Raw genomic sequence first — 16,200 nt, 5'->3', positions numbered from 1 at the left:
GAGCGACGGCCTCCCGCAGCACGACCAAAACCACCACGGCCGGGGGAGCATCGACGGGCAGCTCCACCACCACGGATTCCGCTGGGGCGACGGCGGCGGTCACCGCAGCGACCACAGCTTCCACTCCTGCGGGCTCTCCTTCTGCGGGCTCTTCGAGCAACACCGCGGTGTCGGCACGTTCGACGGGGGTGTCGGCACGTCCAGCGACACCGGCATCGGCAGCGCTGACGAGTTCGTCGGCACCGCAGACCGTCGCGTCGTCGACAGCGATCACCTCTGCGGCAGTGGGCACCGGCACCGGTCCGGGTCCTGAGATTCCGGCGGCGTATATGTGGGCGGCCGCGGCCACGGTGACCCGCCGCCAGACGACGGTAGCGGCCTCGAGTACGACGAGTGCCTCGGCAGTGGCGTCGAATCCGATCACCGACTTCATCGCGATTTTCATCTCCAATGGCACCGCCGCCCATCCTGATGCCGGTCTGCTGTTGGGTAACGGCTTTAGCTATGACGCCACCACCTGCACCGGCGGGACGGCCTGCAATGGCGGGCGGGCAGGGGTGTTCGGCAACGGCGGCAACGGGTTCAACGGCGGTAACGGCGGCGCGGCGGGCTGGTTAGGCAACGGCGGTAACGGCGGGACCGGCCTGGCGGGACAGGCCGGCGGTAACGGCGGTAACGGCGGCCTGTTCAGCGGTGCCGGTGGTGACGGCGGCGCCGGCGGTGACGCCACCACCCCCGGCGCAGCCGGTGGGGCGGGCGGGGCAGGCGGGAACACCGGGTCACTGTCACTCTTTGGCATCGGCGGTGCTGGTGGGGCCGGCGGCAAAGGCAACAACGGCACCGGCGGGGCCGGCGGGCACGGCGGCTCGGTCGCCGGGATCACCGCGTGGGGCGACGGCGGTAGCGGCGGGGCCGGCGGGGCCGGTACCACCGGCGGACATGGTGGTGACGGCGGCACCGCGGGACTGCTCCTCGGTGACGGCGGAACCGGCGGAACCGGCGGAAAAGCACTGGCCCTCAACGGGATCGGTGGCACCGGCGGCAACGGCGGTAACACCGGCGCACTTTCCGTCTGGGGCTACGGCGGGGGCGGCGGCAAGGGCGGTGATGGCGCACCCGGCGCCACAGGCAGCGACGGAACCAACCCCGGCGACTCCGGCACCCAAGGCCACACCGGCGGGGCAGGCGGCGACGGCGGCACCGGAGGTGACGGCAGCTGGGTCATCGGAGCCGGTGGTGCCGGCGGTGCCGGCGGCAGCGGCGGTACGGGTGGCGTCGGCGGCAAAGGCGTTATTGGTGCCACCCCTGGCACCGCAGGCCAGGATGGCGGTAAGGGCGGCAACGGGGGTGCCGGTGGCGACGGCGGCACCGGCGGCAACGGCGGACAGGGCGGAACCGGTCGAGCCCTGTTGCTGTTCAATCGAACCGGGCAGAGCGGGGTCGGCGGGAACGGTGGCAACGGCGGGATATCCGGCACCCCAGGAGACGGCGGAACCGGCGCAGCCGGCAACGCCGTCACCCCCACCGGTGGTGACGGCGGAGACGGCGGTAACCCCGGGGCGCCCGGCCACGGCGGCCAAGGCGGTACCGGCTCCACCCCCGGACAAACCGGCACCACGGCCACCGCGATCACTTCCGGCGGTAACGGCGGAACCGGCGGGGCCGGCTACACCCCCGCCACCGACCCCACCGCAGTCGCGGGAACCAACGGCGGCAACGGGGGCGACGGGGGCAACGGCGGAACCGTCGGCAACGGCGGAACCGGCGGGGCAGGCGGTACCGGTGCTGCCGGGGATGCCACCCACACCGGCGGCACGGGCGGCAGCGGCGGAACAGGCGGCAACAGCGGCGCCCAAGCAGGCAGCGGCGGCCAAGGCGGGGTGGGCGGCGCCGGCGGAACCGGCGGCACCGGAACAACGGGCGTCACCGGCGGGTCATCAGACCTACCGCTGACGGTGGTCGCCTCCACCATCCACGTCACATCGCCGAATACAGTCGCGGTCAGCCCCGATGGGAAGTACGCCTACGTGGCCACCGAATTGAATGGCGTATCGGTGATCAATACTGCCACCAACACGGTGGTCGCCACCGTTCCCCTCGGTGCCGGCGAGCATGCGTTCGGCGTCGCGGTCAGCCCAGTAAGCAATGGCAGATACGTCTACGTCACCAGCAGTGCGACAACTAGCGGAACGGTGTCGGTGATCGACACCACCACCAACACCGTAACAGCCACCATCGCGGTCGCGGGCTCACTCGTCGGCGCGGCCGTCAGCCCTGACGGGATGCAGGTATACGTCGCCAACTCTTACTCCGACTCGGTTGCGGTGATCGACACCAACCCAGCTCACACCGCCACCTACAACACGGTTATCGCGACCGTCGGGGTCGGAAGCGATCCACAGGGCGTGGCGGTCAGCCCCGACGGGAAGTACACCTACGTCGCCAACAGCAACGGGACCACGGTGTCGGTGATCGACACCGGCACCAACGCCGTCACGACCACCATCGGAGTCGGGCGTGCGCCGATCGCAGTGGCCGCCAGCCCCGACGGGTCTCTGCTGTATGTAGCCAACGAAACCGACAACACGGTGTCGGTGATCAACACCACCAGCAACAACAGCGTCGTCGCCACGGTCCGCGTCGGAAGTACCCCGTTCGGAGTGGCGGTCAGCCCTGACGGCAAACAGGTCTACGTCACCAATTACGGAGCAGGCACGGTGTCGGTTATCGACACCGTCACGAACAAAGTGACCAACACCATCACCGTCGGCGGATCCCCGATCGGAGTGGCCGTAACACCCGACGGCACACAGGCATATGTCACCGGCAACAACGTGGCGGTGCTCGTTCGCTCGCAGGACGGCAGCGCAGGCGGCACCGGAACAGCAGGTGGTGCAGGAGGTGCCGGTGGTTCAGGCGGAAAGGCGTTGTCGGCCAACGGCACCGGCGGTCAAGGCGGCTCTGGCGGCAGCGGCGGCGCCGGCGGTCAAGGCGGCGTCGGGGGTAACGGCGCCAACGCCACGGCGCATATCGCCGCTGGCACCGGTGGGACGGGCGGCACCGGCGGCAACGGCGGCACCGGCGGAAAGGGCGGGGCCGGCGGCACCGCAGTCACAGCCGCCCTCGCCGGAGCTGCTGGCCAAGGTGGCGCCGGCGGGGATGCCGGCAACGGAGGCAACGGCGGAAACGGCGGAAATGCCAACGCCGCCTTCACCACCGGCGGCACCGGCGGGCACGGCGGTAACCCCGGAACAGTGGGCACCGGCGGAGCCAACGGCGACGGCAGCGGCAACGGGCCCAATGGCAATCCGGCCACGTCGGGCGGCAACGGCGGAACCGGCGGAGCCGGTTATGACGCCGCCTCCGACGTGACCGCCCTAGCCGGCACCAACGGCGGTAACGGCGGACGCGGCGGCGACGGCGGCGCCGTCGGCAACGGCGGAACCGGCGGGGCAGGCGGCGACGCCGCCAAGGGTGACGCCACGCATGCCGGCGGACAAGGCGGTCAAGGCGGCGACGCCGGGAACAGCGGCACCCAAGCAGGCAACGGCGGACACGGCGGCGCCGGTGGGCAGGGCGGGGGCGGCACCACCGGAGCCACCGGCGCCACCGGTGGCTCGACAACCCTGCCTGCCACCACCATCGCCAGCACGATCAGCGTCGGGAAAAGTCCCGGTGCGATCGCGGTGTCACCCGACGGCACCCGCGCCTACGTCGCCAATTTCGGCGACGGCTCGGTATCGGTCATCGACACAGCCACGAACACTGTTGTCAAGACGATCGCCGTCGGCGAAGGGCCGGTCAGTATCGCGGTCAGCGCAGACGGTACCCGCGTGTACGTCGCCAACCTCTCCGACTCGACGATCTCGGTGATCGACACAGCCGACAACACGGTCATCGACACCTTCTACGGCGGCGATTCAGCTGTGGCGGTCAGCCCGGACGGCAACTATCTATACACAGCCCATAGCGGTCCCGGCAACGTATTGGTCTTCGACACCGCCCCCATCACCCTCGAACACACCATCTCGGTGAACGGGGAGCCCTTCGAGCTGGCGGTCAGCCCGGACGGCAGTTCCATCTACTCCGGCAACATCCTTCCCGGCACGATATCGGTCATCGACACCAGCACCTACAACGTCAAGCACACCATCGCCATCAACACGAACGCTAAGGGGATGGTGGTCAGCCCGGACGGCAAATACCTGTATGTCGCCACGAATCTCGACGCTGGCGGCGCGGTGCTGGCCATCGACACCACCACCTACGCCATTGTGCACACCATCACCGTCGGTGGCTCCGCCACCGGGCTGGCGATCAGCACAGACGGCAAATATCTCTATGTAACCAACGGCGGCAACGTAACCGATAGCGGTAACTCGATATCGATCGTCGACACCACCACCAACACTGTCCTCCAAACTGTCGCTTTTGGTACCCACACTTCCGGGGTGGCGGTCAGTCCCGACGGCAACTCTGTCTACGTCGCAGAGGGATCGGCCAAGTCGGTGTCAGTGCTCGTCCGTTCGCAGGCCGGTGGCACGGGCGGGACCGGCTCCGGTGGCGGCGCCGGCGGAGCGGGTGGCGCCGGTGGTAAGGCTTTATCGGCCAATGGCATTGGCGGTACCGGCGGTGCTGGCGGTAACGGTGGCGATGGTGGAACCGGCGGCACCGGCGGCACCGGGGCCGACGCCACCAGCTACGTCGCGGCGGGCACCGGCGGCCAGGCCGGCACCGGCGGCAGTGGCGGCGCGGGCGGGGTTGGCGGTGCCGGTGGTGATGCCAGCGGCGGAACCAACGGAATCGGCGGCCAGGGTGGAACCGGCGGTAGTGCCGGCAGCGGCGGCAACGGCGGCACCGGCGGCACCGGAAATGCGACCTTCCCGACCGGCGGAAGTGGCGGCGGCGGTGGTGAGGCTGGCTCCCCGAGTGCGGGCGCACAGGGCGGTGCCGTCGGAACCGGCGGCAGCGGGGGCGGCCCCGGCTCGCAGGGTGGAGACGGGCAGCCTGCCGCTCCGGGCACGCCCGGCCTGAACGGGGCTAACTACACCAGCCCTGGTGGTGACGGTGGCTCCGGCTCGGCCTGACCAACGTCCTTGACCAACTGGCTCAGCTGAATTCGACGACCATGTGCCGGATGCCGGTGTGCCGGTTGCTGCGTGCCCACTCCACCGGCTTGGTCACACGGATCTCGTCGAACCTGCCCAGCAGCTCTTCGTAGAGCACCCGTAGTTCCAGCCGGGCCAGGTTGGCACCCAAGCAGTAGTGCACACCCTGCCCGAAGCCCAAGTGCGGGTTGGGTTTACGGCCCACATCGAAATAGTCCGCGTCGGCGAACACCGCCGCGTCGCGGTTCGCCGAACCCTCCCACACCAGGACCTTGTCCCCTGCCTTGACGGTCTGCCCACCGAGTTCGGTGTCGCGGGTTGCGGTGCGCCGCTTCGACGGTGACGGCGAGGTCCAGCGGATCATCTCCTCGATCGCCGTCGGCAAGAGCTCAGGATCGTCCTGGAGGCGCCGATACTGGTCGGGGTTCTGCGCCAGCGCCAGCAGACCGCCAGCCACCCCGTTGCGGGTGGTCTCCGCGCCGGCACTGAACAGCAGGGAAAAGAACATGTACAGCTCGAGGTCGGACAGCGACGGCGCCTCGGCATCGTCGACGGTGGCGTTGGCCACCACCGAGAGCATGTCGTCGGTCGGCTGGGCACGCTTGGCGGCGATCAGCTCGGTGCCGTAGGCGAACATCCGCGAACCGGCGTCCTCCACCGACTCTGCCTTTTCGAACGACCGGGTACCCACGTCGCCGCGACGGGAGTCGCCGAAGTCGAACGTCGGCTCGATCGCCTGGAACAACCAATGCCGTTCGGTTTCAGGCACTCCCAGCAGGATGCAGATCATCTGCATCGGCAGTTCGGCGGCGACGTCGACCAGGAAGTCGAACGCCACCCCCGGCTCGACAGCATCCAGCAGGGCCCGGGCTCGGGCACGCAGGTCGTCCTCCACGCGGCGGATCATCCGCGGGGTCAGGCCGGAGCTGACCAGCCGCCGGATGTAGGTGTGGCGCGGGTCGTCCATCATGTTGAGCACCTGCCCGGCGACGGGCAAATCCTGCAGCAGTGTGCCGCCGTAGGGCCGCTCTCCCCCGGTCACCGACGAATAGGTGTCCGCATCACGCAGCACCACAAGGGTTTCCGGATGGGTGGCCACCGACCAGAAACCCTCGCCGTCAGGGGTGTGCTCGGTGGGCTCGTGCCAGTACACCGGCGCCTCGCGGCGATGGATCGCGAACAGGTGGTGTGGGAAGCCCTCGGCGAAGTTGTCCAGGTCGGTGAAGTCGATGTCCTTGAGTGACATGGTGTTACAGGATCGCGCCGGGGGCGTACTTGGCGGCGTCGGGATACGCGCTGACCAACTCGTCGACTGCGGCGATCACCTGGTCGACCTGGCTGGCGGCTGCCCCGGTGAACGCCTTCTTGTCGGCCAGGGCGGCATCGAGTGCGGCCCGGTCCAGCGGTAGCCGGGCGTCGGCGGCCAGCCGGTCCAACAGGTCCGGCTCGACACCCTGCTCGCGCATCGCCAGCGCGACAGCCACCGCGTGCTCCTTGATGACTTCGTGTGCGGTCTCGCGTCCCACCCCGGCACGCACTGCGGCGATCAGAACCTTCGTGGTGGCCAGGAACGGCAGGTAGCGGTCGAGTTCACGCTGGATCACCGCCGGGTAGGCACCGAACTCGTCGAGCACCGTCAGGAACGTCTCGATCTGCCCGTCGACGGCGAAGAAGGCGTCCGGCAACGCCACCCGGCGCACCACCGAGCAGAACACGTCGCCTTCATTCCATTGCGCCCCAGCCAGTTCCGCGGCCATCGAGCCGTACCCACGCAGCACCACCTGCAGGCCGTTGACCCGCTCGCAGCTGCGGGTGTTCATCTTGTGCGGCATCGCCGACGAGCCGACCTGCCCAGGCGCGAAACCCTCGGTCACCAGTTCGTGGCCTGCCATCAGCCGCACGGTGTGCGCGAACGACGACGGACCGGCACCGAGCTGTACCAGCGCGGAGATCACGTCGTGGTCTAGTGACCGCGGGTAGACCTGGCCGACGCTGGCGAAGACGGTTGAGAATCCCAGGAATTGGGCGACCCGGCGTTCCAGTTCGGCGAGCCGGTCGGCGTCGCCGTCGAACAGATCCAGCATGTCCTGGGCGGTGCCCATCGGGCCCTTGATGCCGCGCAGCGGGTAGCGGTCGATCAGCTCACGGATGCGGGTCAGTGCGAGCAGGGTTTCCTCGGCGGCCGAGGCGAACCGCTTGCCCAGCGTGGTGGCCTGGGCGGCGACGTTGTGACTGCGCCCGGCCATCACCAGATCGCGGTAGGCGGCCGCCCGCTCGGCCAGCCGGGCCGCCACCGCGACACCGTGGGCGTGCACGAGTTCCAAGGACCGCCGGATCTGCAGCTGCTCGACGTTCTCGGTGAGGTCGCGGCTCGTCATGCCCTTGTGGACGTGCTCGTGGCCGGCCAGCGCATTGAACTCCTCGATGCGGGCCTTGACGTCGTGGCGGGTCACCCGCTCGCGGGCGGCGATCGAACCGAGGTCCACCTGGTCGAGCACCCGCTCGTAGTCCTCGATCACGCCGTCGGGCACGTCGACGCCGAGTTCCTTCTGCGCACGCAGCACCGCAAGCCACAGCCGCCGTTCGGCCACGATCTTGGCCTCGGGCGACCAAATCGCCACCATCTCGGCACTCGCGTACCGGTTGGCCAGGACATTCGGGATCGTCACAACGCATTAGCTTACGGTTTGCGGTTATGCACTATGTCGGGGTCGACCTCGCCTGGGGTCAGCGCAACCCGACCGGCCTGGCCGTCCTCGACGCCGCGGGGGCGCTCGTGCATGTCAGCGCCGCCGGTGACGACGACGACGTGCTGGCCCAGCTGGCGCCCTATGTCGCCGGGCCGTGCGTGGTGGCGATCGACGCGCCGCTCGTGGTCGTCAACCCGACCGGCACCCGGCCGTGCGAGACGGCGCTGAACCGCGACTTCCGCCGCTTCGACGCCGGGGCTCATCCCGCCAACACCGGCCTGGCCTGGTTCGCCGACGGCGGCCGTGGCGCGCGGTTGTGCCGAACCCTGGATCTCGATCTCGACCCGCGCTCGGCCGCGCCACGACGCGCACTCGAGGTGTATCCGCATGCCGCCGCTGTGGTGCTCTTCGGACTCGACCGCACCCTGAAGTACAAGCAGAAGTCCGGCCGCGACTTCGCACAACTGCAGTCCGAGCTGACCCGGTTGGTCGGCTACATCGAGGGCCTGCGCCCTCTCGAGGTGAACCGTCACCCCGGATGGCAGCAGCTGGCGGAGTCGGTACGCTCGGCGACCACCAAGGCCCAGCTGCGCCGGGCCGAGGATCCCGTCGACGCGGTGTTGTGCGCCTACGTCGCCCGGCTGGCCGCCGAACACCCCGAAGACGTGACGATCTACGGGGAGCCGGACACCGGATGCATCGTCACCCCCACGCCGAGATCGACGTAATGGCGCTGCGCACTTGATCTTTCGCGCCCATTCGTTGGTTTGGGCGCAGTGGGGTCAGGCGCGCAAGCCGGTCCACTCCTCCGCGGTGCCGGTGAGCCTGCTGACCTGTTCAAGGAAGCGGCGCACCTTGGCAGGGTTCTCGTGCCGCTGCCAGCCGAACGTCGTGGGCCGCTGCACCCGGTCATGCCAGAAATGTCCCGGCGTGGACTCGGGCCGGGTGGCCACCAGCCACACCGCGGTGTCGGCGCCGTCGGCGAGATCGCGCAGCAGCGGCTTGGTGATCACCCGAAAGCGCGGCAGGTACTCGGCCACACCGGGGGTGTCGACCCAGCCGGGGTGCATACTCTCCACCCGCACGTCGGTGCCCGCCAGCCTGCGCGCCCACGAGTCGGCGAGCACCACCTGCATCTTCTTGGTGCGCGCATACGCCCGCACGCCGTTGTAGCCGCTGCGGTACTCCAGGTCCTCGACCACCAGCGGCGAGCTGTACATCCCACCCGAGGACACGAAGACCACCGACGAACCACGGGCCGCGCGCAGCAGCGGCAACAGCTGCTCGGTCATCAGGTGCGGCCCCAACACGTGGGTCGCCAGTTGCACCTCGTGGCCCTGCGCGGTGAGCCTGCGGTCCTTGGGCATCAGCCCGGCGTTGTGCACCAGTCCGTCGAGTGCGGGCACCCGGTCGGAGAACGCCGCCGTCCACTCCCGCACCGCGTCGAGGTCGGAGACGTCGCACACCTCCTCGACGATGTCGGCGCCGGGCACCGCCTGGCGAATCTCCGTCGCGCAGCGATGCACCTTCTGCTCGTCGCGGCCCAACAGATGGACCGTGGCGCCCAACTCGGCGAAACCCTGGGCCATGGCGAATCCGATACCGGCCGTCGCCCCGGTGACCACCACCCGCTTTCCGGTCAGCGAACCGGCCGCTGCGTCGGCAGGCCACCACAGCCGGCGCAGACCCGAGCCGATCCTGGTGTAGCCGAGCACCAGCGCGCGGTCCATCGCGCCGTCGATCAGTTCGGTCGCCGGCCGGGTGAGCGCGGAGAAGTCCATCCCTCGAACGTAACCGCTCAGGCGCGCATACTGCGTTCGTCAATGGGAGCCAGCACGTCCAGCAGGTCGACCAGCGTCGTCCGCGCCGCCTCGCGAGGCCCGTCGCCATCCCCGACGAGTGCGGACACCACGGCCCCGTCGACCGCGCACACCAGTGCGGTGAGCAGGTCCATCCGCACATAGCGGCCGCACCGCTCGACGGCCTCCACCACGGCGCCGACCCGCTGTTGCAGCAGCCGCCGCTGAATACCCCGCAAGGTGGGCTGCCGGGCGCACGCGATGTAGCGCTCGTAGCGCGAGATCAGATGCTCGCTGACCGGCTCGTCGGCCGGGTCTCCGATCAACAGGTCCACCAGGACCTCCGCGGTGGCTTCGGCGCCGCGGCGCCGCCGCGGCAAATCCTCCACACGAGACCGCAGCGCAGCGGCTTCGGACCGGCCGATGAACTCGACGGCATTTTCGACCAGATCGTCCAACGACGAGAAGTAGTACGTGGTCGAGGCCAGCGGCAAGCCCGCCCGCGACGCCACCGCCCGGTGCCGGACCGCCTCGAAGCCACCCTCACACAGCAGCTCGGCGGCAGCGCTAACCAGCGCATACCGCCGACGTTCTCCCTTGGGAGTAACCGCTGCGATCACGCTTGTGAATGCTGCCAGCAGGCAGCACTGCCACATCGGCCTTTCACCGAATCATTAACGTTGCGTTCTGAAGCAGAATTCGGCGCTCGACGGCGCCGATGGCAGGATGACCGTTATGGCGAAGCTGAGCCGGCGGGCGATTCTGCGACTCGGCGCCGGCGCAGCCGCCGGTGCCGCCGGGGCATTTGCGGTCGGCACGGTGCTGGAGTCGGCAATCCGCCTGGTGGGTCCCGACGTCTCGATGACGGGCATCGGCGCACCGCTGCTTGCTCCCCCGCCGCTGGCGCCGTCGCCGGCTGTCGCCGCCCCGACGATGGTGACGGGTTCGTTCGTGTCCGCGGCGCGCGGCGGCATCCAGACCAACTGGGCGATCGCGCGCCCGCCCGGCCAAACGGCGCCGCTGCGGCCGGTTATCGCACTGCACGGCCGGTGGAGTGATGCTGCGACGGTGATGGCCGGCGGCGTCGAGCAGGGCTTGGCCCAGGCGGTCAGCGCCGGGCTCCCGCCGTTCGCGGTGGTCTCGGTCGACGGCGGCGAGGCCTACTGGCACGACCGCGCCTCCGGCGACCATGTCGGTTCGATGGTGCTCGACGAGCTCATCCCCATGCTCTCAGGCCAGGGACTGGATACCTCGCGGGTGGCGTTCCTGGGCTGGTCGATGGGTGGTTACGGTGCGCTGCTGCTCGGCGCCCGGCTCGGCCCGGCGCGCACCGCTGCGATCACCGCCGTCAGCCCGGCGCTGTGGCTGTCCTCGGGTGCGGCCGCTCCCGGCGCCTTCGACGGACCCGGTGACTTCGCCGCCAACAGTGTGTTCGGCCTGCCGGCGCTGGCCTCGATCCCGATCCGCATCGACTGCGGCACCAGCGATCCGTTCTACGCCGCCACCAAGCAGTTCATCGCGCAGCTGCCGAATCCGCCCGCCGGCGGCTTCTCCCCCGGCGGCCACGACGCCGGGTTCTGGAGTGCGCAGCTGCCCGCCGAACTCGCCTGGATGGCTCCGCTTCTGACGGCGTGACTCACACGATGTCGACGGCGTCGAGGAACGCCTCGGCGTAGCCGGTGTCTCCGGTGATGTTCACGTCGCGGTCGCGCCAGCTGGCCCGCCGGGTTCCCCACTGCGGGAACTCGAGGGCCACCCCGGTGATCTGCGCCGCGGTGGAGCCGTCAGCACCGGCGCTCACCGAGCCGTCGGGCAGCACCTGCCAGGTGTTACCGCCGGGACCGCTTAGAGTGATCGACAGCGGCCGGTTTAGGAACGGAAGTGGTTGCGCACGAAGCTGATTGGACAGCACCGCCATCATCCATTCCAGGACGACGGCCATCCGGTTGGCATCGGTACCCGGCGCGGGCCGGCCCAGCGCCGGCGCCATGTCGTGACGCAGGTGGGTGTGGTGGTCGAATACCAATGCGCCGAGCAGCAGCCGCACCGGGAACTTGCCGAGGTCGGCCAGGGGCGCCTGCAGGCCGCCCAGCGGTGACCGGCCTGCGGTCCCGACGACCGCTCCGAACACCCGACTCCAGCGCCGGTACTCGGCCAGCACGTCAGCCGAGGACCAGTTTCGCCGGGTGTCCACCATCAGGTCGTTGGCGCGCTCGACAGGGTTGGTGCGCAACACTTTCGCCGCTGAAGGGCTGAACACCGCGTGACAGCCGGTGCCCAGGTGGGCCACGACGTCCTGGATGCTCCAGCCGGCCGCCAGGCTGTTCATCCGCCACTCGGCGGGTTGCAGTGCGGCACAGAAGGACAACAGGCCAGCACGCTCGGCGTTGAACGCGGCGCGGCGGTCGAGGGTCATTGCCGGCCTGGCAGGGTGATCCGGCCCTCGGCTGCGGCGAGACCGATATCGGTGCGAAAGTGGCTGCCCGGCAACTTGATCGACGACATGACGGAGTAGGCGGCCGTGCGTGCGCCCGGCAGGTCGGCACCGGTGCCGACCACCGAGAGCACCCGGCCCCCGGAGGAGACGACGGCACCGTCGTCGCGGCGGGCGGTGCCGGCGTGCAGCACGCCGGGTGTGTCCGAGCCGGTGATCGCGTCCCCGACCCGCGGGCGGCCGGGATAGTTCTCGGCGGCCAGTACGACGGCGACGGCATAGCCGTCGTGCCACTGCAGCGGGCCGAACTGTGCGAGCGTGCCGGTCGCCGTGGCGTGCAGCACCTGACCGAGCGGCGATTCCAGCAACGCCAGCACCGCCTGCGTCTCCGGATCACCGAAACGGCAGTTGAATTCGACGACGGCCGGGCCGTTGGAGGTGATCGCCAGACCGGCGTAGAGCAGACCGGAGAACGGGCAGCCGCGGCGGACCAGTTCGGCGGCGACCGGTTCGACGACGTCGCTGACGATGGCGGCCCGCACCGCCTCGGGTAGCCACGGCAACGGCGAATATGCGCCCATCCCACCCGTATTGGGTCCCGCGTCGTTGTCGCCGACGCGTTTGAAGTCCTGGGCGGGCAACAGCGGAACCACGGTCGCACCGTCGACGAGGCAGAACAGCGAGACCTCGGGGCCGTCGAGGAAGGACTCGAGCAGCACCGGGTGCCCGGACTCGAGCAGCTCGGCGGCGTGGACCCGCGCGGCATCGCGGTCGGCGCTGACCACCACGCCCTTGCCCGCGGCCAGGCCGTCGTCCTTGACCACCCAGGCCGGCTGCCCGACCGCGGGACCGAACCGGTCGAGGGCGGCGTCGAGATAGGCCGGGTTGTCGACGGTCTCGCTGGTGGCCGTGCGCACCCCGGCCGCGGCCATCACGTCTTTGGCGAACGCTTTGGAGCCTTCGATGCGGGCGGCGTCCCTGGACGGGCCGAAACAGGCGATGCCCGCCGCGCGGACGGCGTCGGCCACGCCGAGCACCAGCGGCACCTCGGGACCGACGACCACCAGATCGACGGCAAGTTTCCGGGCCAGCGCGCTGACCGCGTCGGCGGAGGTGATGTCGACGTCGTGCTGTTCGGCGACCGCGGCAGTACCCGCGTTACCCGGCGCGACAGCCAGGAACTCCACCTGCGGGTCTCTTCGGAGGCCCAACAGCAGAGCGTGTTCGCGGGCACCGGATCCGATCACGAGGACGCGCACACGCACACCCTAGATCACCAGGTGTCGACGAACCGGCGCAGCGGCGGCAGTTCACCCTGCGCGCTCGCCGCGGCCAGGGTCGCCGCGATCAGGCCCCGGGTGTCCGCAGGGTCGATGACGTCGTCGATCTCGAAGATCGCCGCGGCGTTGAGCGCCTTGGCGTTCTCCTGGGCAGCGGCGGTGGCCTGGCGCACCCGTTCCTCGCGCTCGGCGTCGTCGGCGATGGCCTCGAGTTCCTTGCGCATTCCCAGCCGCACCGCGCCCTCGAGCCCCATCGGGCCGAGGTGGGCGCCTGCCCAGGCCACCGACAGCAGCGGTTCACGCAGGCTGCCGCCGGTCATGGCCTGCGCGCCGAGGCCGTAACCGCGGCGCAGCACCACCGCCACCATCGGCACCCGCAACGCGGCGCCGGCGACCAGCAGCCGCGACGCCCGCCGCACCAGCGCGTCGGCTTCGGCCGCCGGGCCGACCATGTAGCCGGGGCAGTCGATGAGCGAGACGATCGGGATGCCGAAGGTGTCGCACAGCTGCAGGAACCTGGCCGCCTTGTCGGCCGCCGCGGCGGTGATCGCACCTGCCATCACCATGGTGTTGTTGGCGATCACCCCGACCGGCCTGCCGTCAATGCGGGCCAGGGCCGTCACCATCTCGGGTGCGAACTTCTCCCGCAGGAACGTCACCGAGTCCTGGTCGGCGATCGTCTGGATGACCGGGGCCACCGGGTAGGCCCGGCGGGCTCGCTCGGGAACGATTGTGCGCAAAGCGGTTTGGTCGGCTGCGGTGCCCGGGGCGACCGGTCCGCGGAAGTAGCCCAGCAACCGTTTGGTGACGGCGACGGCTTCGGCCTCGTCGGCGACGACGACGTCGACCACACCGTTGGGTGCCTGCACCGAGATCGGCCCGACCGCCTCGGGGGCGACCTCGCCCAGTCCGCCACCGGCGATCATCGCCGGCCCGCCCATGCCGATCGAGGTGTCGGCGGTCGCCACGATCAGATCCGAGCATCCGGCGATGACGGCGTTGCCGGCGAAGCATCGGCCCTTGACGATTGCGATGCGCGGTACCACTCCCGACAGCGCGGCCCACAACTTGAACGCCCGGACCTCCAGAGAGGACACCGTCGGATGGTCGGTGTCGCCGGGCCGTCCGCCGCCGCCTTCGGCGAAGAACACGGTGGGCAGCCGCAGGCGCTCGATGATCTCGAAGAGGCGGTCTTTCTTGAGGTGCCCGTACACGCCTTGGGTGCCGGCCAGCACGGTGTAGTCGTAGGACAGCACCGCGCACGGCCGACCGTCGATCTGCGCCGTGCCGGCCACCAGCCCGTCGGCGGGCGTGCGGGCGATCAGGTCCTCGAGGTCGCGGCGCTGCCGCTGTGCGGCGATGGCGAAGCGCCCGTACTCGACGAACGACCCGTCGTCGATGAGGTCGGCGATGTTCTCTCTGGCCGTGCGCCCTCCGGCGGCATGCCTGCGGGCCACCGCGTCCGGTCGCGCCGCATCCTCGGTCAACGCACGTCGCGCCAGCAGTTCGTCGAGTTCGGGGCGGTCGGCCATCAGCCGAACCTACCCGCGGTCGCGTCGGCCCCGCGGCCACCTAGGGCATACACACTTTGCATCGGTGTATGGTCTAATGAGGTGCCCTACATCACACGAATCGCGAGGTAAGCCATGACCGCAGGTGTCTGCCCCTTTGGCCAGGGTTTCGACTTCACTGACCCCGACGTCCTTTTGGAGGGCATGCCGGTCACCCAGCTCGCGCAGCTGCGCAAGACCGCGCCGGTGTGGTGGAACGAGCAGCCCGCGGGTACCAACGTCTTCGACGACGGCGGCTACTGGGTGATCAGCAAGCACCGCGACATCAAGGCCATCTCCCGCGACAGCCATCTGTGGTCCACCAACGCCCAGGGCGTCATCATGCGGTTCCCCGAAGGCACCCCCAAAGAAGGCCTCGAGCTCACCAAGGCCCTACTGATCAACCACGACGCTCCCGAACACACCCGGCTGCGCAAGCTGGTATCGCGACTGTTCACCCCGCGCTCGGTGGCCGCCCTGGAGGAGAAGCTGGCGCTGGCGGCCCGCGACATCGTGGCTGCCGCAGCTGAGAAGGGCTCCGGAAACTTCGTCGACGATATCGCGATGCCGTTGCCGCTCATGGCGATTGCCGACCTGATCGGGGTTCCCGAAGAAGACCGCCAGAAGCTGTTCCACTGGACCAACAGCATCATGAACAGCGAAGACCCCGACTTCGAGAACGACCCGACGGTGTCCAATGCCGAACTGATGGGCTACGCCTACACGATGGCCGAGCAGCGGCGGCAGTGCCCGGCCGACGATATCGTCACCCGGCTGGTGCAGGCCGACATCGATGGTGAGTCGCTCTCGGAGGTCGAGTTCGCGTTCTTCGTCATCCTGCTCGCGGTGGCCGGCAACGAGACCACCCGAAATGCCATGACGCACGGCATCAATGCGTTCTTCGACAACCCCGACCAGTGGGAGCTGTTCAAACGTGAGCGCCCCGCGACCGCGGTCGACGAGATCATCCGCTGGGCCACACCGATCCACTGCTTCCAGCGCACCGCACTCACCGACGTGGAACTCGGCGGCGTGACGATCCGCAAGGGCCAGCGCGCCGGCCTGTTCTACAGTTCGGCCAACTACGACGAGGACGTCTTCGAAGAGCCCTTCCGGTTCAACATCCTGCGCGACCCGAACCCGCATATGAGCTTCGGCGGCAACGGCGCCCATTTCTGCGTGGGCGCGAACCTGGCGCGCATGGAGATCAAGCTGATCTTCGACGAGATCGCCAACCAGATCCCCGACATCAGCAAGCTCGGCGAGCCCGAGCGGCTGCGGTCGGGATTCGTCAACGGCGTCAAGGATCTGCCGGTCTCGTATCACTGAGGTCGGCTCG

At 69.6% G+C, this 16,200-nt stretch carries 11 protein-coding genes; 4 read left to right on the top strand and 7 right to left on the bottom strand.

Going from position 1 to position 16,200, the window contains the following annotated elements:
- Positions 1–329 precede the first annotated feature (329 nt).
- Positions 330–5,087 (top strand): cytochrome D1 domain-containing protein, encoded by a 4,758-nt coding sequence (locus HBE64_RS24835; protein ID WP_371744161.1) that lies wholly within the window; start codon positions 330–332, stop codon positions 5,085–5,087.
- 22 nt (positions 5,088–5,109) lie between these two features.
- Here the strand turns inward: HBE64_RS24835 and HBE64_RS02610 are convergent, their stop codons facing one another.
- Together HBE64_RS02610 and purB are read right to left on the bottom strand one after the other, a co-directional pair.
- Positions 5,110–6,354, bottom strand: a complete 1,245-nt coding sequence (locus HBE64_RS02610; protein ID WP_167097514.1) for a cytochrome P450 — start codon at positions 6,352–6,354, stop codon at positions 5,110–5,112.
- Positions 6,355–6,358: 4 nt separating this feature from the next.
- On the bottom strand, positions 6,359–7,777 hold the full coding sequence (purB, locus tag HBE64_RS02605) for an adenylosuccinate lyase (protein ID WP_167097512.1): 1,419 nt from the start codon (positions 7,775–7,777) through the stop codon (positions 6,359–6,361).
- A gap of 26 nt (positions 7,778–7,803) precedes the next feature.
- Between purB and HBE64_RS02600 the strand changes: the two genes are divergently transcribed.
- The gene (locus tag HBE64_RS02600) at positions 7,804–8,526 is read left to right on the top strand and encodes a DUF429 domain-containing protein (protein WP_167097510.1); all 723 of its coding nucleotides are present in this window, start codon (positions 7,804–7,806) and stop codon (positions 8,524–8,526) included.
- A 54-nt stretch (positions 8,527–8,580) separates the two neighbouring features.
- Here HBE64_RS02600 and HBE64_RS02595 read toward each other — a convergent pair whose 3' ends face one another.
- Positions 8,581–9,579, bottom strand: coding sequence for an SDR family NAD(P)-dependent oxidoreductase (locus HBE64_RS02595; RefSeq protein WP_167097508.1), 999 nt, complete (start codon positions 9,577–9,579; stop codon positions 8,581–8,583).
- A gap of 17 nt (positions 9,580–9,596) precedes the next feature.
- Positions 9,597–10,253: a TetR/AcrR family transcriptional regulator gene (locus HBE64_RS02590; protein WP_167097506.1), complete on the bottom strand. Its 657-nt coding sequence runs from the start codon at positions 10,251–10,253 to the stop codon at positions 9,597–9,599.
- 70 nt (positions 10,254–10,323) lie between these two features.
- Here HBE64_RS02590 and HBE64_RS02585 point away from each other — a divergent pair, with 70 nt between their 5' ends.
- A complete protein-coding gene (locus HBE64_RS02585) occupies positions 10,324–11,232 on the top strand; it encodes an alpha/beta hydrolase family protein (protein WP_167097504.1) in 909 nt (302 codons plus the stop codon).
- A 1-nt stretch (position 11,233) separates the two neighbouring features.
- On the opposite strand, the gene HBE64_RS02580 is transcribed toward HBE64_RS02585, so the two are convergent.
- From HBE64_RS02580 to HBE64_RS02570, 3 genes are read right to left on the bottom strand one after another with little or no spacing between them, the layout of a single operon-like run.
- Positions 11,234–12,013 carry a maleylpyruvate isomerase N-terminal domain-containing protein gene (locus HBE64_RS02580; protein WP_167097502.1) on the bottom strand — a complete coding sequence of 260 codons (780 nt, stop codon included), beginning with the start codon at positions 12,011–12,013 and terminating at the stop codon, positions 11,234–11,236.
- Positions 12,010–13,290 (bottom strand): phosphoribosylamine--glycine ligase, encoded by a 1,281-nt coding sequence (gene purD, locus HBE64_RS02575; protein WP_167097500.1) that lies wholly within the window; start codon positions 13,288–13,290, stop codon positions 12,010–12,012. The genes HBE64_RS02580 and purD overlap by 4 nt, the downstream gene beginning before the upstream one ends.
- 14 nt (positions 13,291–13,304) lie before the next feature.
- Entirely contained in the window at positions 13,305–14,843 is a 1,539-nt protein-coding gene (locus HBE64_RS02570) for an acyl-CoA carboxylase subunit beta (RefSeq protein ID WP_167097498.1), read from the bottom strand.
- Positions 14,844–14,957: 114 nt separating this feature from the next.
- Here HBE64_RS02570 and HBE64_RS02565 point away from each other — a divergent pair, with 114 nt between their 5' ends.
- A complete protein-coding gene (locus HBE64_RS02565) occupies positions 14,958–16,190 on the top strand; it encodes a cytochrome P450 (RefSeq protein WP_167097495.1) in 1,233 nt (410 codons plus the stop codon).
- The last annotated feature ends 10 nt before the right edge of the window (positions 16,191–16,200 follow it).

The sequence above is a fragment of the Mycobacterium sp. DL592 genome, from assembly GCF_011694515.1.
GTDB lineage: Bacteria > Actinomycetota > Actinomycetes > Mycobacteriales > Mycobacteriaceae > Mycobacterium.
The sequence above is the reverse complement of the archived record's forward strand: the minus strand, read 5'-3'. Positions and strand labels throughout refer to the sequence as shown.